Source organism: Kitasatospora cineracea, assembly GCF_003751605.1.
Taxonomy (GTDB): Bacteria; Actinomycetota; Actinomycetes; order Streptomycetales; family Streptomycetaceae; genus Kitasatospora; species Kitasatospora cineracea.
Window position 1 is genome coordinate 321,493 of record NZ_RJVJ01000002.1, and the last position, 24,646, is coordinate 346,138.

The following is a 24,646-nucleotide window of genomic DNA, read 5'->3' on the forward strand; positions in this document are numbered from 1 at the left end:
CCCGTCCCGGGCCCGTCCCGCCGCCCGGGCCTGCCCCCGCCCGGGTGGGACACCGCCGGCCTGCGCGGGGGGACGCACCCCGCGGTGGGCGCTTTCCGGTCGAACTCGCTTCCCCCGCAAGCCCGTTCACTTCCCAGCCCCGCTTTCACCCGGCCGGGAGCCCCCCGCGCCCCCGCACCCGTCCCGCCCGGCCCCGTCGGCCTGCCCGCCGCGCGAAACTTTCATGCCCGCCCCTCCCGGAGCCCCGGCTCGCCCCTCCCGGAGCCCCGACCGCCGTCCTCGGCCCGGGGCGCCGGCCGAAGTCGCGCGTCGCGGCCGGGTGCGGGGCGGGGGCGTGGCAGGCTGGTCCCTCGATCCGGAGGAGGAACCCGTGGCGGTGCGACCCCTGTTCGACGACGACCAGCGCCGGGCCCGGCTCGCCCGGCGGCACCGGCTCGCGCCCGGCACCGCGGCCGACCGGGCCGAGCAGGTGGTGGACGACCTGGTCGCCGTGCACGCCACCGACCCCGCCACGGTGTTCCTCGCCGTCGCGGCCCGGCTGGCCGCACCGGGCATCGCCGACACCGAACGGGCCCTGTACGCGGACGGGACGGTGCTGCGCCGCCACGGCATGCGCAAGACCCTGTTCGTGGTCCCCGCCGACCTCGCCCCGGCGCTGTACGCCTCCACCACCGCGAAGGCCGCCGCCGCCGAACGCACCCGGCTGCTCAGGGACTTCGCTGCCTCCGGCCGGGACGCCGCCTGGACCGCCGGTGCGCAGGACGCCGTCCTGGCGGCGCTGGCCGCCGCGCTCCCCGACTCGCCGGACGGACTGACTGGCAGTCAACTCGGCGAACTCGTACCGCAGTTGCGCGAGACCATCGACTACGGCGTCGGCACCTCCTACCAGACCGCCCAGCCGGTCAGCATGCGGCTGCTGCGCCTGCTCGGCATGGAGGGCACCCTGGTCCGCCGCCGCCCGCTGGGCGGCTGGACCAGCAGCCGGCACCGCTGGGTGCCCGGCCCGCCCCTCCCCGCCGCCCCCTCCACCGCCGAACGCGCTTCCGCGCAGGCCGAGTTGGCCGGGCGGTGGCTGGCCTCCCACGGGCCCGCCACCGAGGACGACCTGGTCTGGTGGACCGGCTGGGGCGTCCGCGAGGTGCGGGCCGCGCTGGCCGCGTGCGCGGCCGTCGAGGTCGAACTCTCCGGCGGGACAACCGGGTTCGCACTGCCCGACGACCTCGCCCCGGTCGCCGACCCGGCGCCCTGGGCGGCCCTGCTCCCGGCCCTCGACCCCACCGCGATGGGTTGGAAGCACCGCGACTGGTACCTCTCCCCCGAGCACCGCCCCGACCTGGTCGACCGCTCCGGCAACCTCGGCCCCACCGCCTGGTGGAACGGCCGGATCGTCGGCGGCTGGGCCCAGCGCCCCGACGGCGAGGTCCGGCTCGAACTGCTCACCGACCCCGGCCCCGAGGCCCGCACCGCCCTCGCCGCCGAGGCCGCCGCCCTGCGCACCCTGCTCGCCGACACCCGCGTCACCCCGCGCTTCCGCACGCCCCTCGAACGGCGGCTCGGCGACTGACCGGACCGGCGGACGGACGCGGGGTCCGGCTTCCCGCAGCGGAGGCGTCGTTGCCCGGGACGGCAGGGCGGCGGACGGCGGCGTCCGGTTTCAGCGCACGCCCCGGGCCAGGCGGTCGAGCAGGGCCCGGAGGTCGTCCACGGTGGCGGCGGCCTGTTCGGGGTCGGCCAGGCGGACGGACTCCAGGCGGACCGCCGCGAGGTGGCGGGCGGTGTAGAGCAGGCGGCGCCAGGCGGCCTCGGGATCGGCGGCGAGGGGGCCCCAGGTGTCCCAGAAGGCGTCGCGTTCGGTGCCGGGCCGGCGGGCGGCCATGAAGATCGTCCAGTCCGCCTCGGGGTCTCCCCAGTGGGCCCGGTCGCAGTCCAGGACGCCGGTGATGACGGGGGCGGGGCTGTCCGGGGCGATCATCAGGTTGATGTTCCACAGGTCGCCGTGCAGGAGCCTGGGTTCGGTGATCCGGTCGAGGACGGCGCGGTGGCGGCCGGCCAGCGCGATCAGTTCCTCGACGTCGTCGAACGGCGTGCCGGTGTCGGCCAGGTCGGCGGCGGTGTCGGCCAGGCCGGCCAGGACGGCCTCGCTCCAGGTGCGGTGCCCGGGCCCGGCCACGGGGCCGAACCAGGGGCCCCGGACGCCGTGGATCTCCCGGGCCACGGTGCCGAGTTGGGCGTAGAAGCCGCGCCAGGCGGGGCGCGGGTGCAGCGGCAGGCCCTGCGGGGCGGGCAGACCGTCCAGGAAGGTCTGGAACAGATGGTCGCGGCCCAGCACCTGGTGGGTGAAGTCGGCGGCCAGCACCCGCGGCACCAGGTGCGCGACGGGGGCCAGGTACGGGACGGTCGCGTACTCGTTGCGCATCAGCGCGCGTTCGCTGCGGAACTGCCGGTCCGGTTCGGGGGCCACCCGCAGGACGGTCTGCCGGCCGTCGGCGAACTCCAGCCGGTAGGTGGAGTTGTACATGCCGCCGCCGAGTTCGACCGCGGCCAGGACCTCGGTGCCGGGGCCGAAGGCGCGCCGGCACATCTCCTCGATCGCCTGCGGCGGCACCGCCTGCTGGAACGCGCCGGGGGCGCGGTCGATGGGCTGGTACTTCATGGGTCCGGGTCACTCTTCCTTGTCGTCGGGGGACGTGCGGGGCTGCGGGGGCGGCTGCTCCCCGGCGGGGCCGGACCCGGAGTCGGGCTCGGGAGCGGAGTCGAGCCCTGGAGCGGAGTTGAGCTCGGCGGCCAGGTCGGCGATGCGCAGCAGGGCGTCCCGGCAGTCCTGTTCGGTGGCGGCCTCGACCAGCGCCGTGCCGATCCGGATGCCGGAGTTGGCGTCCATGGCGGGCATCACCTCGCCCGGCCGGATCTTGATCTCGACGTCGACCACGCCGGGGATCCGCTCGACGTGCTCGCGGCCGAGCCGGTTGACCGCGCCGGCGAGGGTCGGGATGTCGGTGAACCCGACCACCCGCCCGGCCGAGCCGCCCGGGTCGGGCAGTCCGCCCGGGTCGGCGGGTCCGCCGCCGCGGCCCGGCCGGTCGCCGGTCACCGCGCGGACCGCGGCGGCCCACAGGTCGATGCCGAGGACGCGTTCGGCGAGCGCGCCGATCATGTGGCCGCCGGGGCGGGCGGCGAGCTCGCCCGCGGTGAACCCGCCCGGGCCGCCGAAGACCTCGAAGTGGAACACGCCGTCGCGGTGGCCGAGCGCGGCCAGCGCCCGGCCGGTGAGTTCGGCGGCCTCCCGGTAGAGGTCGGGGTGGTCGGCGGGCGGCAGCGAGACGGTGGCGGCCGGGCGGCCGCGCTTGGTCTCGATCAGCGGGACGAGGTAGCGCGAGACCAGCAGGGCCGCGAGGGCGCCGTCGCGGACCAGCCCGTCCAGGTGCCACTCCTCGCCGGGCACCCGGTGTTCCACCAGCAGCCGTCGCCTGGTCTCCGACTCCGCCACCAACGCGGCTGCCAGTGCGTCGAGTTGGGCCGGTCCGTCGGCGGCGGCGACGCCGATGGTGGCCGCTCCGGCGGTCGGCTTGACCACGTACGGGGCGGCCACCCCGGCCGCGGCGGCGGCCCGGGCGACGCTGCCGCGGCCCGCGTCGGGGACGACGGCCCAGTCCGCGGTGGGGATGCCGGCGGCCCGCCAGGCCGCTTTCTGCAGGGCCTTGTCGCGGCAGCGCAGCGCCACCCGCGGGTCGATCGCCCGGGCGCCGAGCAGGCGGCCCAGCAGGGCGGCGGGCACCATGCCGTGCTCCTGGACGGAGACCACCGCGTCCACGGATCCGTGCGGCCCGGCACCACCACCGTCCGCCCCGTCCCCGTCCCCGTCCGGTCCGGCGGGGTCGAGCGCGCCGACGTGGTGCAGGGCGGACCACAGCGACTCCACCACCAGGTAGGAGTCGACGGCGCAGGCGTGGGCGAGGCGGTCGCGGTAGGGGTCGACCCGGCGGTGCTCGCCGCCCTCGTAGAGCAGGGAGACGGCGTGGCCGTCGGCCAGCAGCGCCTCGATCGCCTCCGACCGGGCGCCGATCAGCACCACGTGCATGGCAGTCCTCCTGGTCGTCTCGCGCTCACGCCTCGGCCGGGGCGTCGGCGGCACGGTAGTGGGTGAAGGCCGGTGCGGCGACGCTGACCAGGGCGGCCGCGGCCACCGCGGCCAGGCCGCCGCCGAGCATCGCGGTGCCGGTGCCGAGCAGGGCGCCGAGCGTGCCGGCCCGGAGCCGGCCGAGCTGGGTGCCGCCGACGCCGACCACGAACTCGACCGCGCTGATCCGGCCGCGCAGCCGGTCGGGGGTGCTGAGTTGGACGACCGTGGAGTGGAAGACCACCGCCAGGGTGTCGGCGGCTCCGGCGAGGGCCAGCAGCAGCAGTGCGGTCTCCAGGCTCCTGGTGACGGCGAGGGCCGCGACGGTCGCGCCGTACGCGGCGCAGCAGAGCAGGGCGGCGCCGCCGGGGCGGGCGATCCGGCCGGCCGGGCCGGAGCAGGCGGAGGCGAGGACGCCGCCGACCGCGCCGGCGGCGGCCAGCAGGCCGAGGGTCTGCGGGTGGCCGCCGAAGCGTTCGGCGCAGAGCGCGGGCAGCAGGGCGGCGGGCGAGGCGACCAGGGCGATGCACAGGTCGGCGAGGAACGCCCCGGCGAGTTCGCCCCGGCTCCGTACCAGGGCGAGGGCCTCGCCGGCTCCGGCGAGCCGGCCGGGCGGGCGGTCGCCCTGCGGGGGCATGGCGGGGAGCCGGGCGATGCCGTACAGCGCGGCGGCGAAGCTGAGCGCGTCCAGCAGGTAGCACGCGGTCAGGCCCCAGGTGGCGGCGGCGAGTCCGGCGCAGGCCGGTCCGGCGACCGCGCCGAACTGCATGGTCAGGGCGTTCAGTGCGGCGGCGGCGGCCAGTTGGCGGCGGGGCAGCAGCCGGGGGGTGCAGGCGCGCCGGCCGGGGGCGTTGACGCTGCCGACCAGGGACTGCAGGGCGACCAGCAGGTAGAGCAGGCCGGGCGAGTGCAGGCCGGCCAGGGCCTGGGCGGCGAACAGCACGGAGACGCCGGCCTGCAGGCTGCTGGTCCACAGCACCAGGCGGCGGCGGTCGGTGCGGTCCCCGAGGCTGCCGCCGACGGCGGCGAACAGCACCACGGGGACGGCCACCGCCAGGCCGAGCGCGCCGACCGCGGCGGAGCTGCCGGTGAGCCGGTAGACCTGCAGGGCGACGGCGAACACCGTCATCTGCCCGCCGATCTGGGACAGTCCCTGGCCGAGCCAGAGCCGCCGGAAGGCGGGTGAGTCGCGCAGCGGCGCGGTGTCGAGGAGCAGCCGGGTGGTCAGGACGGGCACAGTGCCCCGTCCAGGCGCCGCAGGACGTCGTCCTCCTCGGCCCGGTCCCGGTGGACGACGCAGAAGTCGAACCCGCCGCGGACGCCGGGGACGGAGGGCAGTGAGACCAGGACGCCGCGGCGGGTCTCGGGGCGGTAGGCGCAGTCGGCGGCGGTGGCGGCGGCGAGGAAGTCGTCGAGGTCGAGGGCGGGCCAGTGGGCGGGGGTGCGGTGCTGGGTGACGCTGAGTCCGGGGTGGCTGGTGGTGTCGACGACCCGGCCGGCGATCGGCCCGTAGAGGTGGAGCGAGCCGGTGACGCGGGCGTTGAGTTCGGTGAAGACCAGGCGGCCGGTGGCGTCGACGACGGCGTCGGCGCTGAGGTGGCCGCGGTAGCCGAGGGAGCGGTAGGCCTCGGCGAGCCGGGCGGCGCCGGCCAGCAGTCGTTGCCGGACGTCGGCGGGGAGGCCGCGGGCGGGGGTGGACTCCCGGACCAGCCGCCGTTCCCGGTAGTCGAGTTCGCCGGTGGCGGTGGGGCGGACGCCGGTGTCCTCGGCCAGGTACTCGGCGTAGACGGTGCGCGAGGCGGGCTGGAACTCCTCGACCACCACGGGGTGGCGGTCGTCCCGGGAGGCCCAGGCCCAGTGTTCGGCGAGGTAGTGGGCGATCGCGTCGGGGCCGGGTCCGAGGCGGTGCAGGAGTTTCGCGCCGACGTGGTCGGTGCGGTGGTCGTCGTCGCGGACCACGAGCTGGTTGCCGGCTCCGGCGCCGTTGTGCGCCTGTTTGACCAGGACGGCGCCGGTGCCGGCCAGCAGCCGGGGGATCTCCTGGGCGGCCTCGTGGCTGCTGCGGCAGACCGCGCCGGGGGCGGTCGGGACGCCGGCGGCGGCCGCGATCGCCCGGAACTCGGCCTTGCTGTTGGCGAGTTCGCCGCCGCCCTGGTCGATGAAGGCGGCGCCGGGCACCAGGTGGCGCAGGCCCAGGGCGGCGGCGTACCGCGGGACGAGCGGGCTGGGCCAGCAGGACAGCAGGCCGGTGGCGGGGCCGGGGGCGGCGGCGAGTGCTTCGGCGGTCCGGTCCAGGAAGTCCGGGTCGAGCAGGCTGTAGGGGTCGATCACCTTGCCCTGGTAGCGGCCGGGCGGCGGGACCAGGAAGGTCAGCGAGGCCGGGTCGGTTCCGGTGAGCGAGGTGGCGTGCCGCAGGAAGGCGGCGGGCGGCGCGACGGGCAGCACCAGGACGTCGCCGTCCTCGGCGAACCAGAGCAGCCGCTGCGAGTAGGACCGGAAGTCGACCCAGGACAGCATCGGGTCGACCTCGTTGGCGATCAGCAGGCGCATGTCGTGGTCCCGTTCCGCCGGTTCAGGCCGCGTAGTCTTCGAGCCCGCCGGTGCGGACGGTGTCCAGGGTGAAGCAGTGGAAGCCGCCGCCGAACAGCCGCCGGTGCCGGTGCCGGACCGGGACGACCGTGAAGCCCTCGTGCTCGAGGACCTTGACGAGTTCCGGGCACGCCTCGTTGACCAGGACCCGGTCGGGGCCGACCGAGAGGACGTTGAGGTCGATGTAGGGGGTGGTCAGGACCAGGTCGCCGTCGTCGTACACCGGGAAGTTGGCCTCCTCGGGCTGTGGCGGCACGATCAGCTTCCAGCGGCGGAAGGGTTCCGGCAGCAGGTCGCGGAGCCCTTCGTGGCGGGCCAGGAAGAGGCCGGGGCGCAGGGCCAGCAGCATGCTGTCGATGTGGTTGTCGCTCATCCGGTGCACCCGGTGGACGCGGCGGGTGCCGCCGAGGTGGCGTTCCAGCCAGTCGCAGGCGGCGGCGTGGTTGGCGTTGGCGATGTTGACGATGACGTCGCGGCCGAGCCGCAGGCACTGGGCGCCGTCGAGCATCATCTCGAAGCCGACGTCGTACGGGGAGGGTCGCGGGGCGGAGATCGGTTCGGTCGGTCCGCCGAGGGTGGTCTCGGTGTCGCGGGCGTAGGAGAGGTCGAAGGAGGCGTCGGTGAGGACCGGCCGCGGCATGGTGGACCAGCGGGCGCCGCGCCGGAAGTACTCGGTGAAGACCGGGGCCAGCAGCCGGGTCTCCAGGTAGCGGGAGCGGATGGCGGGCGCGGTCTCGATGATCTCGTCGCCGAGGATCAGCGTGTTGTCGCGCAGGTTGAGCGGCGGCACCGGGGCGGCGTTCCAGCCGAACCCGGCGATCGGGTCCGCGTCGGGGGGCAGCGGGACGGGGCGGTGCACGGTGACGCCGAGGGCGGTGAGGGTGTCGGCCAGGCCCTCGACGTCCTCGTGGAGTTCCTCCACGTACTGCTGCTTGATCCGCCAGGCGCGGTCGCCGACCGGGCCATGGGCGTTCTGGCGCAGCCGGGGGTAGGCCCAGTCGGAACGGAACAGGTTCTCGTGGAAGAACAGGTCGAAGGAGAGCTCGCGGTCGTGCGAGGTGTAGTTCGCGGCGGAGCCGACGACGATCTCCTTCAGCGGCGACCACTCGTCATGGCTGTTCAGCTGCATGGGCCACTCTTTCGCGTGGTGGGCTGGCTGGTCACTCTCGCCTGGTGGGCGGGTCCGTGGGTGGGGCCGGCGTGCCGCGTCGGGCGGTGCGCCGGCCCCACGTCTGACGTCTGCTCGTGACGCCTGTTCACGACGCCTGTTCACGACGTCTGCTCAGGACGCCTGTTCAGGACGCCTGCTCACGGCGCCTGTTCAGGACGTCTGCTCGGTCGGTGCTCCGGGGCGGGGTTCAGTGGTCGTAGCTCATCGCGCGCTCCTTCCCTTTCGGGGCCCCTGTCGGGGCGGGCCGCCGGACTGCTCACCGGTCGATGGCGACCGGGAGCACGTCCAGGCTGCGAACGGTCGCCGTCGGGCGCCGGGTCGGCGGGCCCGCGAGGCGGAGCCTCCCGGGTGCGCCGAGCAGGCAGACGATCAGCTCCCGTATCGCCACCTGGCCGAACACGGCCCCGACGCACGCGTGCGTTCCCCAGCCGAACCCCAGGTGACGGTTGGGGGTGCGGTCGAGCAGCAGGGTGTCGGGGTGGGGGAATTCGCGCGGGTCGCGGTTGGCCGCCGCCATCAGGGTCAGCACGATCTGTCCGGGCCGGACGGTCGTGCCGTGGATCTCGACCGTCCGGGTGGCGACCCGGCTGGTGCCCTGGGCGGGGCCGTCGTAGCGGATCAGCTCGTTGACGCCGGGGGTGAGCAGCCGCGCGTCCTCGAACTCCTCGAGCAGGCCGGGGCGTTGCAGGAGGGTGAGGACCACGTTGCCGACCGTGGCGTAGACCGTGCCGTAGCTGGCGTTGAACATCATGCCGGTGCTGTTGGAGATGTAGTGCGGCGGGAGGTCGGCCTTGACGGCCCGCTGCTTGACGTCCCGGAGCACCCCGGGCCGGTCGTCCGCGTCGGCGAACCACTCCTCGGCCAGCGCGTTCAGCCTGGTTCTGGCGCGGTCGCCGCGGGCGGCGTTCTCGGGCTTGAGGCCGGCGTCCATGCGCTCGGCGATGGCCGCGGATATCTCGGCGTAATCTTCGGGATCGGGTTCCCGGACGCCCAGCAGGTCGGCGGTGATGGAAAGCGCGAGCGGTGCGGCGACTTCACGCATCAGGTCGAAGGAATCGCGCTCGGCGAGTGCGCCGAGGATTCCCGCGGTGCGCCGTCTGGCGCGCAGTCCCACTTCCGGCAGGTCCTGGGCGTGGAACGCGTTCATGATCAGTGAGCGCATCGGGGCCTGCGCGGGCGGGTCGAGGGTCTGCAGGCTCTGGCGGAACTCGGGGACCTCCTCCCCGGTGCGCCGCCGGTCGCGGGCGAACACCTCGTGGTTGCGCAGCACGTCCCGGCAGTCCTGGTAGCGGGTCAGGACCCAGGACTTCATGCCCTCGTGCCAGAAGATCGGGTGTTCTTCGCGCAGCCGGGCGTAGTGCGGATAGGGATTTTCGAGCATGGCCGGATCCAGCGGATCGTAGTGCGGGTCCACAGCACAATTCCCAACGGTTGCCTGTTTTGCAAGGAGTTGGTGATGATTTGGTCCGCATGATGAATGCGCCAGGAATGATCGTCTGTCGCCGGACCGGACTTGTGCGCCGTAAGCGAATTTATCAATGCGACATGACCCTGGCAAGAGCCCTCAGGAAAGTATTGCGATAGCACCGGACGGAAGTATTCCGTCCACAAATGTCCGGAAGTGTCGTGCGCCGCGGCCGGGGCTCGCGGCGGGTCGGTGCGGACGGCGGGCCGATCGGGTGAAGCCGGACCGGGCGCCGCTCCGACTGCGGTTAGGATCGCCGGGGCTGACGTCGCGTCAGGCCGATTCGGGGGAACACCGGGGGACGGCGCCTTGCGCATCCGCACGCACGGGGACGGTGCCACGCGCATCCGCACGCACGCCGCTCGGGCCTGCCCGCGCCCACCCGTGCCCGCGTCCGCGACGCGCCCCCCTCCCCCGCCAGAAACGTTTCGCCCACGCATCACCCGCTCCCTGACCCTGCCGGAGGACACTTCGCCATGACCACCACCGCCACCGCGCCCACCACCGACACGGAGCTGCTCCGGGCCGCCGCCGAGCACGTCCGACGGCACGACACCGCCGCCCTGCTGCGCGCCCTGCTGCCCGGACTGGACGGGGTGGAGCTGCGGGCACTGACCGACCGCTGCCGGTTCGCGCACACCGCACTGCTGGTCTTCCCGCCGGACGCCGACGCGCTGCACCGGATGCTCGCCGACGCCGGGCTGCCGGCCGACGCCCCGGCCCGGCCGAGCACGGTGGTGCGCGAGCGGCTGGCGGCCCGGCACGGCCGGGACGCCTCGGGGCTGGAGGTCGGCATCCTGCGGCCGCCGGTGACCGGGGCGGACGGCGAGCAGCGGGTGGTCGAGGTGTTCGCGCTGACCGTGCCCCCGGGCTCCGACCTGTCCGAACTCGCCGGCTCGGAACGGGAGTCGCAGCACGAGGCGCACCTCGGCTTCGAGGTGGACCGCCCCGACCCGCTGGTGCTGCGCGGCCTGTGCGCGCTGTGGGAGCGGCACGGCGCGCGCCCGGACGGCGGCGGCTACAACCCGCACGAGGACGGCACGGTGCTGTACTTCACCGCACCGGCCGGCTCGAAGGCGGGCTTCGCCCGGGTCGAGCTGTACGCGCCCGGCGACCACCGGGAACTGCTGGCGGAGCACCTGGCCCGGCACCGCGCCGGGCAGCCCGCCGAGGCGCTGCTGCGGCAGCTGACCGGGGCGTGGACCACGCAGGCGCTGGCGGCCTTCGCCGAGCTGGGCGTCCCGGAGGCGATGGACCCGCAACTCCCGCGCAGTGCCGAGCAGTTGGCCCATGCGGTGGGGGCGGACCCGGAGACCCTGCGCTCGCTGCTGCGGTACCTGGCGATGCTGGGCGCGGTGGTCCAGGACGGCGGCGGCTTCCGGCTCGCCCCGTCCGGGGAACTGCTGCGGGCCGACGCGCCGGGTTCGCTGCGGCCGCTGGCGCTGCTGTACGCGGGGCCGTTCTACCGGTCGTTCGGCGAACTGGCCGGGACGGTCCGGACCGGGCAGGTGGCGTTCGACCGGCTGTTCGGCGAGAACCACTTCGACCACTTCGCCCGGGACCCGTACCTGGCCGAGCTGTTCGACCGGTCGATGGCGGCGAGCACCCGGATGTTCGACCCGCTGCCGAACCACCCGGCGGTGCGGGCCGCGGCCGCCGCCTCCACCCCCGGCGCACCGCGCACGGTGGTCGACCTGGCGGGCGGCACCGGCGAGTTGCTGGCCCGGCTGCTGACCGCGCACCCGGCCCTGCACGGCATGCTGCTGGAACGCCCGCAGGTCGCGGACGCTGCCCGGGAGTTCCTGGCCGGAGCGGGCTGCGGCGACCGGACGGCCTGCCTGCCGGGCGAGTTCGCGGACGTCCCGCCGGGCGGGGACGTGTACGTGCTCTCGCGGGTGCTGCACGACTGGACGGACGAGCGCTGCCGGGAGATCCTGCGGCACCTGTCGGCGGCGATGCCCGCGCACGCGGACCTGCTGGTGGTGGAACGGCTGCTCCCCGAGGACGACTCCCCCTCCCTGGCCACCGCCTGGGACCTGCACATGCGCTGCAACGTGGGCGGCCGGGAGCGCACCGCGGAGCACTACGCCCGGCTGTTCGCGGACGCGGGGCTGGAACTGGTCGGCCACGACCCGCTGCCGCTGGACGCCCACGTCCTGCACGTGCGCAAGTCCGCTTCCACTCCTGGGACCTGACGCCCCGGCACGCCCTTTCAGTGCTCGTCGAGCGCGCCGAGCGCGGCGGGCGGCCGGGCGCCCGCCGCGGCGGAGCCGCGCAGCAGGGCGGCGAGGTCGTGCGGGCCGGCCGGTTCGGGGGTCGGGTCGGCGCCGGTGATCCGGTCGAGGCGGAAGCCGCGGCCGGCCCGGCGGGCGCGGCACCAGGCGATCAGGTACCAGTGGCCGCCCGCGGTGAGCAGCCCGGCCGGTTCGACCAGGCGCTCGCTGCTCCGCCCGGCGGCGTCGGCGTAGTGCAGGCGCAGCACGGTGCCGGTGGCGAGGGCGTGTTCGACGGCGGCCCGGTGGGCGGCGGCGCCGGGCGGGGCGGGTGCCGCGGGGAGGGCGACGATCCGGCGGGCCAGGTCGCGGGCGGTGGCGGCGGCGTCGGCGGGCAGGACGGCGGCGAGTTTCTGCGCGGCGGTGCGGGCCGCGGCGGCGTAGGGCGCGCCGTGGTCGGTGGCGGCGAGCGCGACGGTGAGCGCGGCGGCCTCCTGCGCGGTGAACCGGACCGGCGGCAGGGTGGTGCGGGGGTCGATGGACCAGCCGCCGCCCCGTCCGGTGGCGGCCCGGACGGGGAGGCCCGCGGCCATCAGGGCCTGGAGGTCGCGCTGGACGGTGCGGGTGGCGACCTCGAACCGGGCCGCCAGCCGGGCGACGGTCAGCGGGCGGGGCGCGGCGGCCCGCAACTCCTCGACCAGGGCGTACAGGCGGGCCGTTCGGTTCACCCGGAGGACCCTACCGGCCCGCGGCGGCGAGGAACTCCCGCTCGCGGCGGCGTTCGCGGTCGGTGACGGTGAGCGGGTAGAGGGTGAAGCCGTGCATCGCCCCGGCCACCACGTCGAGTTCGGCCGTCCCGCCCGCCTCCTGCCAGCGCCGGGCCAGCAGCACCGAGTCGTCCAGCAGCGGGTCCTCGGTGCCGACCACGAGCCGGGCCGGCGGCAGACCGGCGAGGTCCGCGTACAGCGGGGACAGCGCCGGATCGCGGCGCCGCCCGGCATCGGCACCGGGGCTGAACATCTCGTAACTCCCCTGCAGGCTGCGGGTGTTGCTCAGCAGCGCACGGTCGCCGAAGCTGCGCTGGCTGGGCGTCATCGACAGGTCGTAGGGGCCGAAGGCCAACTGGGCGCCGCAGTAGGCCCCCGGGTGCCCCGCCCGCAGGCGCAGCAGGGTGAGGACGGCGAGGTGCGCACCGGCCGACTCACCCGCGATCAGCAGCCGGTCGGTGCCGAACTCGGTGACGGCGTGCTCGGCGAGCCAGCGGGCGGCGCGCTCGCAGTCCTCGGGGGCGGCGGGGTGGGGGTGTTCGGGGGCGAGCCGGTACTCGACGCTGACGACGGCCAGCCGGGTCCCCAGGGCCAGCTCCCACAGCCGCTCGTCCTGCCCGTCCGCCGACCCGAACGCCCAGCCCCCACCGTGCAGGTGGAGCAGGACGCCCTCGGGGCTGCCGGGATCGAGCACCCGGACCCGCACCCCGCCCGGAAGCCGCCGGTCCCGGGCCTGCGGAAGACGCCGGGGCGGCGTGTCACCCCCGAGCCGGTTGCGGCGCAGCCGGGCGAGCGTCTGCGCGTCGAGCGGTCCGCGACGGGCGGGCCGGCTGCCCGCGGCCCGTTCGAAGGCCCAGTTGAAGGCGAGCGTCTCCTCCAGGCGGTCGAGGTCCCGCAAGTGGGCGCGCAGGGGGTGCCCGTCGAGGGGCTCGCCGCGCAGGAAGTCGGGGAAGTCGGGCGTGGTGCGGTGCGTCGTCGTCATGCCGCAGACGCTGCCGGTGCGCGGCGACGACGCTGTGTCACCCTTTCCGGGTGATCCGGGTCACGAGGCGGGCTGCCGGGGCCCGTTCAGCCCTTCGGTGCGGACAGGACGCAGAACTCGTTGCCCTCCGGGTCGAGGAGGGTCACCCAGTGCTGCCCGTCCTGCGCGGGGTCGACCCGCCGGGCACCGAGGGAGAGCAGCCAGGCGACCTCGGCCTCCTGGTCGTCGGGGCGGAAGTCGGGGTGGAGCCGGTTCTTCGAAGTCTTCCCCTCGGGGACGGGCACGAAGAGCAGTCCCGGCATCCGGTCCGGCTCGGGCCGGATCTCGACGATCTCCTCGGTCTCGTCGACCACCACCCAGCCGAGGGCCTCGGCCCACCAGTGCCCGAGGGCGACGGGGTCGGCGGAGTCGACGATGATCTGTTCCCATTCCAGTGCCATGGGGATGAGCATAGACAGGGCCGACCGGCCGCCTGAGCAGGGACGATCGCCACCGGCCGCAGGCCGGGCAGCCCCCTCGGAGGCCGGCCGCCCGCGCCGGTCCCGTCGCCGTTGCCGGCCGGTCGGACGAGACGGGAGGAGCAGCAGGGGTGACGGGTCGTCAGGCGCGTTGCTCCGCGGGGCGTTCGGCTTCCACGACGGCCGCCGGCCTTCCCGCCCGCCGCCCGGGGCCCTTCCTCCGCGAGGGGTCTCGCGCCGTTCCGGCCGGTCAGGCGGCTTGGAGGGTGGCGCGGGGGGAGGTCATCTCGATCAGGTGGGCGCCGGTGGTGCGGATGCGGGCGGCGGTGGTCCGGGCGGCGGCGGGGCAGAGGGCGAAGACCCAGGTGCCGGGGATCAGGACGGTGTCGACCCAGCCGGCGGCGATGTCGGCGAGCAGGTGTTCGAGGCGCGGGGCGCGTTCGGTGGAGCGGGTGCCGTTGTCGAGGTAGAGGATCGGGCGGGCCAGTCCGCAGCGGTCGGCCAGGCCCTCGAGGGCGTGGCGGTGGGACATCATCTCCCAGCGGTCCTCGGGGTAGCAGCGCAGGTAGATGGCGGTGCTGTTCTTCGGCATGGGGTGCCTCGCAGGGTGGGTCCGGCCTACCGCGGTTCGGCCACGGGTGCGATGGGTGGGTCCAGTCTGCGCGGCGTCGGACAACGTTGTCCAGGGATTCCGGTCGCGTTTCCGAAAACCGATAGCTGTTAAGCAATGTTCAAGTAATGAGCGGCACGATTTCTCACTCAGTGCCAGTTCACGGACACGTACCGATTCAGCTCTCGACGGCCCGCCCCGCCCGCGCACTCCCCCGCCCGCGCACTCCCCCGCCCGCCCGCGCGGGCCTAGCGTGAGGGGGACGGCGGCGACGGAGGGAGCACCAGGTGTTCGAACGGTTCTCGCGGGCGGGGACGGGCAGCGCGAAGTGGGCGCGGGCGGGCGCGGGGCGGATCGCCATGGGGGTGGCGGACATGGACCTGCCGGGGCCGCCCGCGGTGGGGGCGGCGTTGCGGGTGCGGGCGGGGCACCCGGCGTTCGGGTACCCGGTGGCGGAGGCCGCGGACCGGGTGCTGGTGGCCGACTGGTACCGGCGGCGGCACGGGGTGGAGGTGGATCCGGGCTGGGTGATGCTGCTGCCGTTCGCGCCGGGCACGGCGGTGCGGCTGCTGCTGGAGGCGGTGCGGCCGCTGTCCGGTCCGGCGGTGTTCGTGACGCCGGAGTGGGGCGGTTTCGCCCGGGTCTGCGGGGCGGCGGGGGTGGCGACCAGGGAGCTGCCGCTGCTGGAGACCGGCGACCCGGCCGACCCGTACCGGCTGCCCCTGGCCGAGGTCGCGGCGGCCCGGCCGGGCCTGGTGCTGCTGAGCAGCCCGCACAACCCGTCCGGGCGGATCTGGCCGGCGGCGGACGTCCGGGCGCTGGCCGCGGCGGCCGCGCCGGGGCTGCTGGTCTCGGACGAGGTGCACGGCGACCTGCGGCACCCGGACGCGGGCGCGGCGCAGCCGGTGGCGGTCACGGTGACGGGCGGGGCGCCGAACGTGGTGACGCTGAACTCGGTCGGCAAGACCTTCAACGTCTCGGGCCTGCCGAGCTGTTTCGCGCTGGTGCCGGACGCGGGGCTGCGGGAGCGGCTGGCGGCGGTGATGGCGGGTTTCGGCCTGTGGGAGGGCGGGCTGCTGGGGGCGGTCGCGCAGCGGGCGGCGCTGGCCGAGGGCGGGCCGTGGCTGGACGGGCTGCTGGCGCACCTGGTGCGGGCCCGGGAGTTGGCGGTGGGGGCGCTGGGCGGTGCGGTGCTGGCCCGTCCGCAGTCCTCGTACCTGCTGTGGCTGGACGGCGCGGGGCTCGGCAGCCGGGAGGAGCTACTCACCGAGCGTCACGTCGAGCTGGCGGACGGTGCGGATTTCGGAGCGGCCGGTTCCGGGCGGCTGCGGCTGAATTTCGCCCTGCCGTTGGACCGTCTCCGCACCGCTCTCACCCGGCTGACCTGCGAATAGTCGATCCGGGCGGCATCGAGGTTTGCCTCGGAGCAGACTGAGCAGGAACAACCGGGCTCAAGTCGCGAACCGAGGGATGGTGAAACCCGGTGACATCTGTACGTCCGCAACAGGCCGCTCCGACCGCCGATCCGGTACACAGCGTGACGCTCAGGGCGGAGTTGACCGAGGCGTCGGCCGAACGGCACCTGGGCGCCATCTGCTTCAAGATCGGGCCCCCGGCGCTGGTCGGGGTCGAGGCGGAGTGGTTCGTCCATGACGTCCGATGTCCCGGCTCCCCGGTGGATCCCGACCGGGTGGCGGCCGCGCTGGCGGTGCTGCCCGACTCGGCCGACGGCCCGGTGCTCCCGGCGGGCTCGCGGCTGACGCGCGAACCCGGCGGGCAGGTCGAGCTCAGCTCCCCGCCCGCCGCCGACCCGGCCGACTGCGCGGCCGGACTGAGCGCCGACCAGGCGGTGCTGCGGGCGGCGCTGGCCGCCGAGGGCCTGCGGCTGACCGGCAGCGGCACCGATCCGATGGACCGCGAGCGCCGGATGCTCGCCACCCACCCGCGCTACCGGGCGATGGAGCACTACTTCGACCGCGGCGGCCCCTGGGGCCGGATCATGATGACCGGCACCGCCTCCGTGCAGGTCTGCGTGGACGCGGGCACCGAGGCCGACCACGCGCGGCGCTGGCGCCTGGCGCACGAGTTGGGGCCGGTGCTGGTCGCCGCGTTCGCCAACTCGCCGCTGCTGGAGGGACGTCCGACCGGCTGGAAGTCGACCCGGCAGCTGGTGTGGTCCCGGATGGACCCCTCCCGGACGCTGGCCCCGCCGCCGTCCGCCGACCCGCGCGCGGCCTGGACGGCCTACGTGCTGGACGCCGCGCTGCTGTGCGTGCGCCGCCCGGACGGGCTGCCCTGGGACGCGCCGGCCGGGCTGAGCTTCCGCGAGTGGCTGCGCGGCGCGGGCGAGCGGCCCGCGGTGCTGGCCGACCTGGACTACCACCGCACCACGCTGTTCCCGCCGGTGCGCCCGCGCGGCCACCTCGAACTGCGGATGATCGACGCCCAGCCCGGCGAGGGCTGGCGGGTGCCGCTGGCCCTGGTCAGCGCGCTGATGGACGACCCGGTGGCGGCCGACGAGGCCCGCGCCGCCCTGGAGCTGCTGGGCCACGCGGGCAGCCGCGCACCCCGTTCGGGCCTGTGGCGGCGGGCCGCCGCGCTCGGCATGGCCGACCCGGACCTGCGCCGCGCCGCGCTGCTCTGCTTCGCCGCCGCGGAACGCGCGCTGACCCGCCGGGGAGGGCGACTGCGCGCCGACCTGGTCGAGTTCGCCGAACGCTACCCGGCCCGCGGCCGCTGCCCGGCCGACGACCAGCTGACCGCCCTGCGCACCGGCGCCGCCCCCGCCCTCCAGGAGGACGCCCCGTGCTGACCGCCCGCTCCCTCGCTCCGCAGGAGGCCACCTCGTGCTGAACGCCGACCGGACCGACCCCGCCCTGCTGCGCGACCTGATCGCCGTCGAACTGCTCGCCGCCCGGGAGCGCACCGGGCAGCTCACCGAGGCCGTCGACGACGCCGAACTCGTCGCCCAGCACTCGCCGTTGATGTCGCCGCTGGTGTGGGACCTGGCGCACATCGGCAACCAGGAGGAGCTGTGGCTGCTGCGCAACGTCGGCGGCCGCGACCCGATGCACCCGGAGATCGACCCGCTGTACGACGCCTTCGAGCACCCGCGGGCCGAGCGCCCCCGGCTGCCGCTGCTGCCGCCCGCCGAGGCCCGCGCCTACGCGCACGAGGTTCGCGGCCGGGTGCTGGACCTGCTGGCCGCCTCCCCGCTGGAGGGCGCGCCGCTGCTGGACGCCGGGTTCGCCTTCGGCATGATCGCCCAGCACGAGCAGCAGCACGACGAGACCATGCTGATCACCCACCAGCTGCGCACCGGCCCGGCCGTGCTGGACGCCCCGCCGCCGCCCGCCGCCACCGGCCCGCTGCCCGCCGAGGTCCTGGTCCCCGCCGGGCCGTTCACCATGGGCACCGACACCGAGCCGTGGGCGCTGGACAACGAGCGCCCCGCCCACCAGGTCGAGCTGCCCGCGTTCTGGCTGGACACCACGCCCGTCTCGGCCGGCGCCTACCAGCGCTTCCTGGCCGACGGCGGCTACCGGGACCCGCGCTGGTGGACGCCCGAGGGCTGGGCGCACCGGATGTCGGCCGGCCTGGAGGCGCCGCTGTTCTGGGAGCAGGACGGCGGCCAGTGGCTGCGCCGCCGCTTCGGCCGCCTCGAACCCGTCCCGGCGGACGAGCCGGTGCTGCACGTCAGCTGGTACGAGGCCGACGCGTACGCCCGGTGGGCGGGGCGGCGGCTGCCGACCGAGGCCGAGTGGGAGAAGGCCGCCCGGCACGACCCGGCCACCGGCCGCTCCCGGCGCTTCCCGTGGGGCGACTCCTCCCCCGGCCCCGAGCACGCCAACCTGGGCCAGCGGCACCTGCGCCCGGCCCCGGTCGGCGCCTACCCGGAGGGCGAAGCGCCGTGCGGGGCAAGGCAGTTGATCGGCGACGTGTGGGAGTGGACGGCCAGCGACTTCACCGGCTACCCGGGGTTCACGGCCTGGCCGTACCGGGAGTACTCGGAGGTGTTCTTCGGCCCCGAGCACAAGGTGCTGCGCGGCGGCTCGTTCGCGGTCGCCCCGGTCGCCTGCCGGGGCACCTTCCGCAACTGGGACTACCCGGTGCGGCGGCAGATCTTCTCCGGCTTCCGCACCGCGCGCGACGCCGAGCCCCGGACGGGAGCCGGGGCCTGATGTGCCGCCACTTCGCCTACCTGGGGCGGCCGGTGCCGATCCGCTCGGTCCTGCTCGATCCGCCGTACGGGCTGCTGCGCCAGTCCTGGGCGCCCCGGCTGCAGCGCTACGGCACCGTCAACGCGGACGGCTACGGCGTCGGCTGGTACGCGGCCGGGGACGAGCGCCCGGCCCGCTACCGGCGGGAGGGCCCGATCTGGGCCGACGGCGACCTCGCCGACCTGGCCCGGGTGGTCAGCTCGCACGCCGTGCTCGGCGCCGTCCGCTCCGCCACCCCCGGCTGCGCCGCCGGGCCGCAGGCCGCCGCCCCGTTCGCCGCCGGGCGCTGGCTGTTCAGCCACAACGGCGCGCTGCCCGGCTGGCCCCGCTCCTTCGCCCCGCTGGCCGAACTGCTGCCCGCCACCGAGCTGTTGGAGGTCGAGGCGCGCACCGACTCGGCCCTGCTGTGGGCGCTGGCGCTGAACCGGCTGCGCGCGGGCGTCGAACTCGGCAAGGCGCTCGCCGAAGTCTGCCTGCTGACCGCCGAGTTGTCCGACGCCCGGGTCAACCTGCTGGCCACCGACGGCAGTTCGCTGGCCGCCACGGTGTGGGGCGACACCCTGTTCCAGCGCCGCGACCCGGACGGCTCCGTGCTGCTCGCCTCCGAGCCCTTCGACGACGGGCCCGGCTGGTCCGAAGTCCCCGACCGCACCCTGCTGGTGGCCGACGCGGCCGGCAGCTCGCTGACCCCGCTGGCCCCCGTCGGGCCGCGCACCCGAGAGGACGCCCCGCGATGACCGGATACCGGCTGACCCGCCTGCTGCCCCCCGACCACCTGCACCACGCGCTGCGCACCGACGCCCGCGAGGGCCTGAGCGGCCGACCCAAACGGCTGCCCCCGAAGTGGTTCTACGACGCCCGCGGCTCCGAACTCTTCGAGGAGATCACCCGGCTGCCCGAGTACTACCCGACCCGGGCCGAGCGCGAGATCCTCGCCGACCGCGCCGCCGCCGTCGCCGCCGCCACCGGGGCCCGCACCCTGGTCGAACTCGGCTCCGGCTCCTCCGAGAAGACCCGCCTGCTGCTCGACGCGCTGCGCGCCGCGGGCACCCTGGAGCGCTACGTCCCGGTCGACGTCAGCGAGAGCGCCCTGGCGGCCGCCGGGAAGTCGCTGATCGACGACTACCCGGGGCTCGAGGTCTCCGCCGTGCTGTCCGACTTCACCCGCAGCCTGGGCCTGCCCGACGGCGGCGGGCCCCGCCTGGTCGTCTTCCTCGGCGGCACCCTCGGCAACCTGCTGCCCGCCGAGCGCACCGGCTTCCTGGCCGGCCTGCGGGCCCAGCTGATGCCCGGCGACTGGCTGCTGCTCGGCACCGACCTGGTCAAGGACCCCGCCGTCCTGGTCGCCGCCTACGACGACGCCGCCGGGGTCACCGCCGCGTTCAACCGCAACCTGCTGTCGGTGCTCAACCGCGAGCTGAGCGCCGACTTCGACCCGGAGCAGTTCGCGCACGTCGCCCTCTGGGACGCCGAGAACGAGTGGATCGAGATGCGGCTGCGCTCGCTGCGCGACCAGACCGTCAAGATCACCGAACTCGGCCTGCCCGTGCACTTCGAGGCCGGCGAGGAACTCCGCACCGAGGTCTCCGCGAAGTTCCGGCGCGAACGCGTCGAACGCGAGCTCTTCGCCGCCGGCCTGCGCCTGACCGACTGGTGGACCGACGAGGAGGGCCGCTTCGGGCTGTCGCTGTCCCGGCCCTTCGAGGACGGCTCCGACTAGGTCCTGTCCGAAGGGGCCGGCGGGGCCGGCGGGCGGGCGGCGTGGCGCAGCAGGCCCGTCCACAGGCGGGCGCGGCCGGTGCGGTCGAGCGCTTCGTGCGCGGCGAGCAGGCCGCCCGTGACCGCGCCCAGGAAGCCTCCGGCCAGGCAGTCCTGGCCGGAGAGGTAGAGGCCGTCGACGGCGGTGCGCGGGCGCAGCCGGTCCGCCCGGCCGGGCGTGCGGCCGTCGCCGAAGGCCGTGACGTCCTTGGCGAGCCCGTAGAGGCTGCCGCCGGGCCAGCCGGCGAAGTGTTCGGCCGTCAGCGGGGTGCCGAGTTCGTGGTAGGCCACCCGGCCGCGGGTGGAGGGCAGTTGGCGGTGGAGCAGGTCGAGCAGTTCGGCGGTGAGTTCGGCCTTCAGGGCCAGGTACGCTCGGTCCCGGTGGCGGTGGCGGGAGCCGTGGAAGGGCGCGAACAGCTCGGGGCGGACGTAGGCGAGGATCTCGCCGGTGGACCGGCCGGGGTACCGGCCGGTCCAGGTGGGGTCCTTGGCGCAGGAGAAGGAGAGGAAGCAGCCGCTGGTGCGTCCGCCGGTGCCGTCGAAGAAGGCGTCGCAGTCGCCGTCGGTGACCAGCAGGTTGTGCCGGGGCAGGCCGAGTTCCGCGGGGTCGCCGTCGAGGCCGAGGAAGAGCACCACGAACGGGAATCCGCGCCGCATGCCGTCCAGCGGGTCCGGGGGGCCGGGGCGCACCGGGCAGCAGGGTGCGGTGGGTGTGGTGCGCGCCCGCCGCGCTGACCACCACCGGGGCCCGGACCCGGGTACCGTCCGCCAGCCGGACGCCCGTCGCCTGCGTCCCGGTCAGTTCGATCCGGGCGACCGGGGCCCGGACGAAGACCTCGCCGCCCGCGGCGCGGATCGGGTCGAGCATCGCGCGGGCGATCGCGGCGCTGCCGCCCACCGGGTACCAGGCGCCGGTGCGGAAGTGCTCGAACATCACGGCGAGCAGGAAGAACGGCAGTTCGGCGGTGGAGTCGGCCAGCAGCAGGGCGCTGCGGGTGAGGACGGCCTGCCGCAGCCGCTCGTCGGCGATCAGCCCCTCCACCACGTCCCGGGCCGGGCGCATCGCCTCGGGCGGTACGGCGGCCGTCCGCAGCAGGCGGGCCAGCCCGCGGGCCACCGGGCCCGAGAGGCGGCCCACCGCCAGCGCGGGGAGCACCGCCCGGCACCGCCCGACCAGGGCGAACAGGGCGTCGATGCCGGCCCGTTCGGCCGGGAAGCGGGCGGTCAGTTCGGCCCGGTGGGCGTCGAAGCCGACCGGGCCCCGGTGCACCTCGCCGGCCAGCCGGTACTCGTCGCACGGGTCGCCGACCGGGGCCCAGCGCAGCGCGCCGCCGGTCAGGTAGTCGGAGAGCACCCGCACCGGTTCGCGCGGGCCCAGTTGGCCGACGTAGTGGATCCCGACGTCCCACTCCCAGCCGCGGCGCCGGTAGGCGTGGGTGTAGCCGCCCGCGGTGTAGTGCTGCTCGAACACCGCCACCCGGCGCCCCTGGCGGGCCAGGCAGACCGCGGTGGTCAGGCCGCCCGCCCCGGACCCGACCACCACCGCGTCGTACCGGTCCGCGACCGCGCCCGCCGTCAGCGGCCTGCCCACCAGCACGCGTTCCGCCATGTCCGTCACCTCCGCCGCACCGGCCCGGGGCGGCGGGGGATCCGCCGCCCGCGGTACAACTCTCCCGGCCGTGGACGGTTACGGTCCCGCCCCCGGACGGCGGTACGGGTCGTCCGTTATTCGGTGGCGCGGGGGCGGGGCCGTCCGGAGAATGCCCGGGTGCAGATGACTGAGCAGCGGACGGCGACCGTCGTGGTCGAGTGGCGGGGCGAACTCCTGGGGGCGGTGGGCCCGTTCGCGGCGCAGTCGCCGTACTGGGCGCAGATCGGCGAGGTGGCCGCGGCGGCGTCGCGGGCCGCGGGGGTGCCGCTGGCGGTGCTGCGGCTGCTGTCGGTGGCGGGCGGCGAGGGCGGCCGGGGCGGCGGGGCGGTGTACCTGGCGGTGGCGTCCGGGCGTCCGACGGGCGCGCTGGCCGCGAGCCCGGTGCTGCCGGACGCCGGGCACCCGCTGCGGCTGCGGTGGGCGTCGGCGGACGGGCTGGCCGCGGAATGGGCTTGGGCGGACGGCAAGTTGGCGTCGCTGGGCCGGTCCAGGAGCGGCCCGGTGGAGCAGGTGCGCAGCTGGAACCTGTCGGCGCTGTCGCGTTTCCCGACCGCGGACGGCCCGGTGTGGCTGAAGAGCACGCCGCCGTTCGCGGTGCCGGAGGCGGCGGTGATCGCCCGGGTGGAGCGGGCCCGGCCGGGGCTGGCGCCGCGGGTGCTGGCCGCCGACGGGCGGCGGGTGCTGCTGGCGGACGTGCCGGGCGTGGACTGCTGGGGCGCGCCGGAGGACGGCATGCTGGAGGTGGTCGACCGCTGGGCGGCCGCGCAGGCGGCGCTCGCGGCGGACGGCCCCGGCGAGTTGGCGGACTGCTCGCCGGCCGCGCTCGCGGAGCGCTTCCCGGCGCTGCTGGAGCGGCTGCGCCCCGACCTGTCGGGGCCGGAGTACGCGCAGGCCCGGGAGCTGGCCGGGCAGTTGCCCGCGCTCGCCGGCGAACTCGCCTCCTGCGGGCTGCCGTTGACGCTGGTGCACGGCGACTTCCACCCGGGGAACTGGCGCTTCGACGGCGGGCGGACGACCGTCCTGGACTTCTCGGACGCGGCCTGGGGCCACCCGGCCCTGGACGGCCTGCGGCCGCAGCCGTTCCTCTCCCCCGAACGCTGGGCGGACGTCCGCGCCCGCTGGGTCGACGCCTGGCGCGGGCTGCTGCCCGGCTGCGACCCGGAACGGGCCCTGGAGCTGGCGCCGCCGCTGGTGCACGTGCACTTCGCGCTGCGCTACCAGGAGTTCCTGGACGGCATCGAACCGAGCGAGCACCCGTACCACGCGGGCGACCCGGCCGACGAGGTGCGGCGGGCGCTGCGGGCGGCGGCGGCCCGGTGAGCGGGGCGCCCGCGGCGCGCGAGCCGTAGCGGCGGCGGACTTCCTGCCGTTCCGGTGGACGCTGCCGGAGCCCGGGGCGTGCGTCGGGGGCTGCCGGGGCGTGCGTCGGGGGCTGCCGGGGTGCGAGGTCGGCCGACCGCGGTTCAGAACAGGTCGCCGCCGGTGGCGAGGGCCGTGCCGAAGGCGGCGACCAGCGCTCCGGCCAGCAGGAGCGCCGCCGCGCCGGTGAGGGCGCCGAGGGCGGCGACGTGGCGGGGCCGGTCGACGGTGTCGGCGGGGAGGGCGTCCTCGGGGCGGCCGGGCAGGTAGCGGACCTCGATCCGGTCGCCGACGGCGCGCGGGGTGTCGCCGTCGTCCTCGACCCGGACGGGCAGGTGGTCGGCGGTGCGGAAGCCGAGGACGGCGCGCCGGTCGGTGTGGACCTGCCGGGTCTCGGTGTGCCGGTGGGTGCTGGTGTACGTCTCCAGGACTTCGGCCTCGGCGGTGAGGCCGTGGGCGCGCAGGCGGCGCAGCCGGGCGTCGTGGCGCAGCCGTTGGACGGCGAGGGCGGTGCCGAGGGCGGCGAGCAGCAGTCCTGCGGCGCCGATCGCCGTGCCGGCCGCCGCGTCCGTCCAGTTCATCGGTCCTCCCCGTTCCCGTACGGCTGGACGTGCGGGGCCGGGGCGGCGGTTCCCCGGGGCGGGTTCAGGGCAGGCGGCGGTAGCGCAGGTCGAGGCCGTCGAGGAGGGCGTCGAGGCCGGTGGTGAAGGCGCCCTCGTCGATGGTGCGGCGGTGTTCGGCGAGGCGGTGGGCGTCGCCGAGGTGGGGGTAGTCGGCGGTGGCGTAGAGGGCGGCGTCGTCGGGGAAGCCGGCCGCGAAGGAGCCGAGGGCGGAGCCGGTGACGAAGTAGCGCATCAGGGCGCCGATCCGGGTGGCCTGGCCGCGGGGCCAGCCGGCGTCGACCAGGCAGCCGAAGACGGCGTCGGCCAGCCGCAGGGCGTTGGGGCGGCGGCCGGGGCCCTGGGCGAGGACCGGGACGAGGTGGGGGTGGGCGGTGAGGGCGGCGCGGTAGGAGCGGGCCCAGGCGTGCAGGGCGGTGCGCCAGTCGTCCGGCGCGTCGAACATGGTGAGGTCGACCTCGCCCATCACACTGTCGACGACGGCGTCGAGCAGGTCGTCCTTGGTGGCGAAGTGGTTGTACAGCGAGGGGCCACTGACCGAGAGTTCGGCGGCCAGGCGGCGGGTGGAGAGGGCGGGCAGGCCCTCGGCGTCGACCAGGGCGAGGGCGGCGGCGATGATGCGGTCCCGGCTGAGCAGGGGGGTGCGGGGTCGGGCGATCTCCGCCT

At 76.0% G+C, this 24,646-nt stretch carries 21 protein-coding genes and 1 pseudogene; 8 read left to right on the top strand and 14 right to left on the bottom strand.

Annotated elements, in window-relative coordinates; all coding sequences use genetic code 11:
• Positions 1 to 370: 370 nt before the first annotated feature.
• Positions 371 to 1,564, top strand: a complete 1,194-nt coding sequence (locus tag EDD39_RS27935; RefSeq protein WP_244257325.1) for a winged helix DNA-binding domain-containing protein — start codon at positions 371 to 373, stop codon at positions 1,562 to 1,564.
• A 90-nt stretch (positions 1,565 to 1,654) separates the two neighbouring features.
• On the opposite strand, the gene EDD39_RS27940 is transcribed toward EDD39_RS27935, so the two are convergent.
• From EDD39_RS27940 to EDD39_RS27960, 6 genes are all read right to left on the bottom strand, one after another.
• The gene (locus tag EDD39_RS27940; protein ID WP_123561398.1) at positions 1,655 to 2,653 is read right to left on the bottom strand and encodes a phosphotransferase family protein; all 999 of its coding nucleotides are present in this window, start codon (positions 2,651 to 2,653) and stop codon (positions 1,655 to 1,657) included.
• 9 nt (positions 2,654 to 2,662) lie between these two features.
• Positions 2,663 to 4,078 carry a hypothetical protein gene (locus EDD39_RS27945; RefSeq protein WP_123561400.1) on the bottom strand — a complete coding sequence of 472 codons (1,416 nt, stop codon included), beginning with the start codon at positions 4,076 to 4,078 and terminating at the stop codon, positions 2,663 to 2,665.
• 25 nt (positions 4,079 to 4,103) lie between these two features.
• Positions 4,104 to 5,354 (bottom strand): MFS transporter, encoded by a 1,251-nt coding sequence (locus EDD39_RS27950; protein WP_162870233.1) that lies wholly within the window; start codon positions 5,352 to 5,354, stop codon positions 4,104 to 4,106.
• Positions 5,342 to 6,667, bottom strand: coding sequence for a preATP grasp domain-containing protein (locus tag EDD39_RS39885; protein ID WP_162870234.1), 1,326 nt, complete (start codon positions 6,665 to 6,667; stop codon positions 5,342 to 5,344). Before EDD39_RS39885 ends, EDD39_RS27950 begins: the two co-directional genes overlap by 13 nt.
• A 22-nt stretch (positions 6,668 to 6,689) precedes the next feature.
• Positions 6,690 to 7,835, bottom strand: a complete 1,146-nt coding sequence (locus EDD39_RS27955; RefSeq protein ID WP_123561405.1) for a glycine amidinotransferase — start codon at positions 7,833 to 7,835, stop codon at positions 6,690 to 6,692.
• A 298-nt stretch (positions 7,836 to 8,133) separates the two neighbouring features.
• Positions 8,134 to 9,258, bottom strand: a complete 1,125-nt coding sequence (locus EDD39_RS27960) for a cytochrome P450 (RefSeq protein WP_123563405.1) — start codon at positions 9,256 to 9,258, stop codon at positions 8,134 to 8,136.
• 560 nt (positions 9,259 to 9,818) lie between these two features.
• Between EDD39_RS27960 and EDD39_RS27965 the strand changes: the two genes are divergently transcribed.
• A complete protein-coding gene (locus EDD39_RS27965; RefSeq protein WP_123561407.1) occupies positions 9,819 to 11,537 on the top strand; it encodes a methyltransferase in 1,719 nt (572 codons plus the stop codon).
• Positions 11,538 to 11,554: 17 nt separating this feature from the next.
• Here EDD39_RS27965 and EDD39_RS27970 read toward each other — a convergent pair whose 3' ends face one another.
• From EDD39_RS27970 to EDD39_RS27985, 4 genes are all read right to left on the bottom strand, one after another.
• Positions 11,555 to 12,283, bottom strand: a complete 729-nt coding sequence (locus EDD39_RS27970; protein ID WP_123561408.1) for a helix-turn-helix transcriptional regulator — start codon at positions 12,281 to 12,283, stop codon at positions 11,555 to 11,557.
• Between the two features lie 10 nt (positions 12,284 to 12,293).
• Positions 12,294 to 13,304, bottom strand: a complete 1,011-nt coding sequence (locus tag EDD39_RS27975) for an alpha/beta hydrolase (protein ID WP_123561410.1) — start codon at positions 13,302 to 13,304, stop codon at positions 12,294 to 12,296.
• A gap of 86 nt (positions 13,305 to 13,390) precedes the next feature.
• Positions 13,391 to 13,744, bottom strand: coding sequence for a VOC family protein (locus EDD39_RS27980; protein ID WP_208765669.1), 354 nt, complete (start codon positions 13,742 to 13,744; stop codon positions 13,391 to 13,393).
• A gap of 268 nt (positions 13,745 to 14,012) precedes the next feature.
• Positions 14,013 to 14,354, bottom strand: coding sequence for a hypothetical protein (locus EDD39_RS27985; RefSeq protein WP_123561414.1), 342 nt, complete (start codon positions 14,352 to 14,354; stop codon positions 14,013 to 14,015).
• Positions 14,355 to 14,659: 305 nt separating this feature from the next.
• Between EDD39_RS27985 and EDD39_RS27990 the strand changes: the two genes are divergently transcribed.
• From EDD39_RS27990 to egtD, 5 genes are all read left to right on the top strand, one after another.
• Entirely contained in the window at positions 14,660 to 15,766 is a 1,107-nt protein-coding gene (locus tag EDD39_RS27990) for an aminotransferase class I/II-fold pyridoxal phosphate-dependent enzyme (RefSeq protein WP_123561416.1), read from the top strand.
• 143 nt (positions 15,767 to 15,909) lie between these two features.
• Entirely contained in the window at positions 15,910 to 17,184 is a 1,275-nt protein-coding gene (gene egtA / locus EDD39_RS27995; protein WP_244257326.1) for an ergothioneine biosynthesis glutamate--cysteine ligase EgtA, read from the top strand.
• Between the two features lie 34 nt (positions 17,185 to 17,218).
• A complete protein-coding gene (gene egtB, locus EDD39_RS28000; protein ID WP_123561420.1) occupies positions 17,219 to 18,553 on the top strand; it encodes an ergothioneine biosynthesis protein EgtB in 1,335 nt (444 codons plus the stop codon).
• A complete protein-coding gene (gene egtC / locus EDD39_RS28005) occupies positions 18,553 to 19,329 on the top strand; it encodes an ergothioneine biosynthesis protein EgtC (RefSeq protein WP_123561422.1) in 777 nt (258 codons plus the stop codon). The genes egtB and egtC overlap by 1 nt, the downstream gene beginning before the upstream one ends.
• On the top strand, positions 19,326 to 20,312 hold the full coding sequence (gene egtD / locus EDD39_RS28010) for an L-histidine N(alpha)-methyltransferase (RefSeq protein ID WP_123561424.1): 987 nt from the start codon (positions 19,326 to 19,328) through the stop codon (positions 20,310 to 20,312). The genes egtC and egtD overlap by 4 nt, the downstream gene beginning before the upstream one ends.
• Here egtD and EDD39_RS28015 read toward each other — a convergent pair.
• Both EDD39_RS28015 and EDD39_RS42790 read right to left on the bottom strand, forming a co-directional pair.
• Positions 20,309 to 21,040, bottom strand: a complete 732-nt coding sequence (locus tag EDD39_RS28015; RefSeq protein WP_148089544.1) for a phytoene desaturase family protein — start codon at positions 21,038 to 21,040, stop codon at positions 20,309 to 20,311. The genes egtD and EDD39_RS28015 overlap by 4 nt on opposite strands.
• Positions 21,036 to 21,959: pseudogene (locus EDD39_RS42790) on the bottom strand (phytoene desaturase family protein); the annotation flags it as partial. The pseudogene EDD39_RS42790 and the gene EDD39_RS28015, both read right to left, overlap by 5 nt.
• Before the next feature lie 165 nt (positions 21,960 to 22,124).
• On the opposite strand from EDD39_RS42790, the gene EDD39_RS28025 reads away from it, so the two are divergent.
• Positions 22,125 to 23,321 (top strand): phosphotransferase family protein, encoded by a 1,197-nt coding sequence (locus tag EDD39_RS28025; protein WP_208765670.1) that lies wholly within the window; start codon positions 22,125 to 22,127, stop codon positions 23,319 to 23,321.
• A 143-nt stretch (positions 23,322 to 23,464) separates the two neighbouring features.
• Here EDD39_RS28025 and EDD39_RS28030 read toward each other — a convergent pair whose 3' ends face one another.
• A complete protein-coding gene (locus tag EDD39_RS28030) occupies positions 23,465 to 23,941 on the bottom strand; it encodes a DUF3592 domain-containing protein (protein ID WP_123561428.1) in 477 nt (158 codons plus the stop codon).
• Between the two features lie 64 nt (positions 23,942 to 24,005).
• Positions 24,006 to 24,638 carry a TetR/AcrR family transcriptional regulator gene (locus tag EDD39_RS28035; RefSeq protein ID WP_030460647.1) on the bottom strand — a complete coding sequence of 211 codons (633 nt, stop codon included), beginning with the start codon at positions 24,636 to 24,638 and terminating at the stop codon, positions 24,006 to 24,008.
• Positions 24,639 to 24,646: the final 8 nt, after the last annotated feature.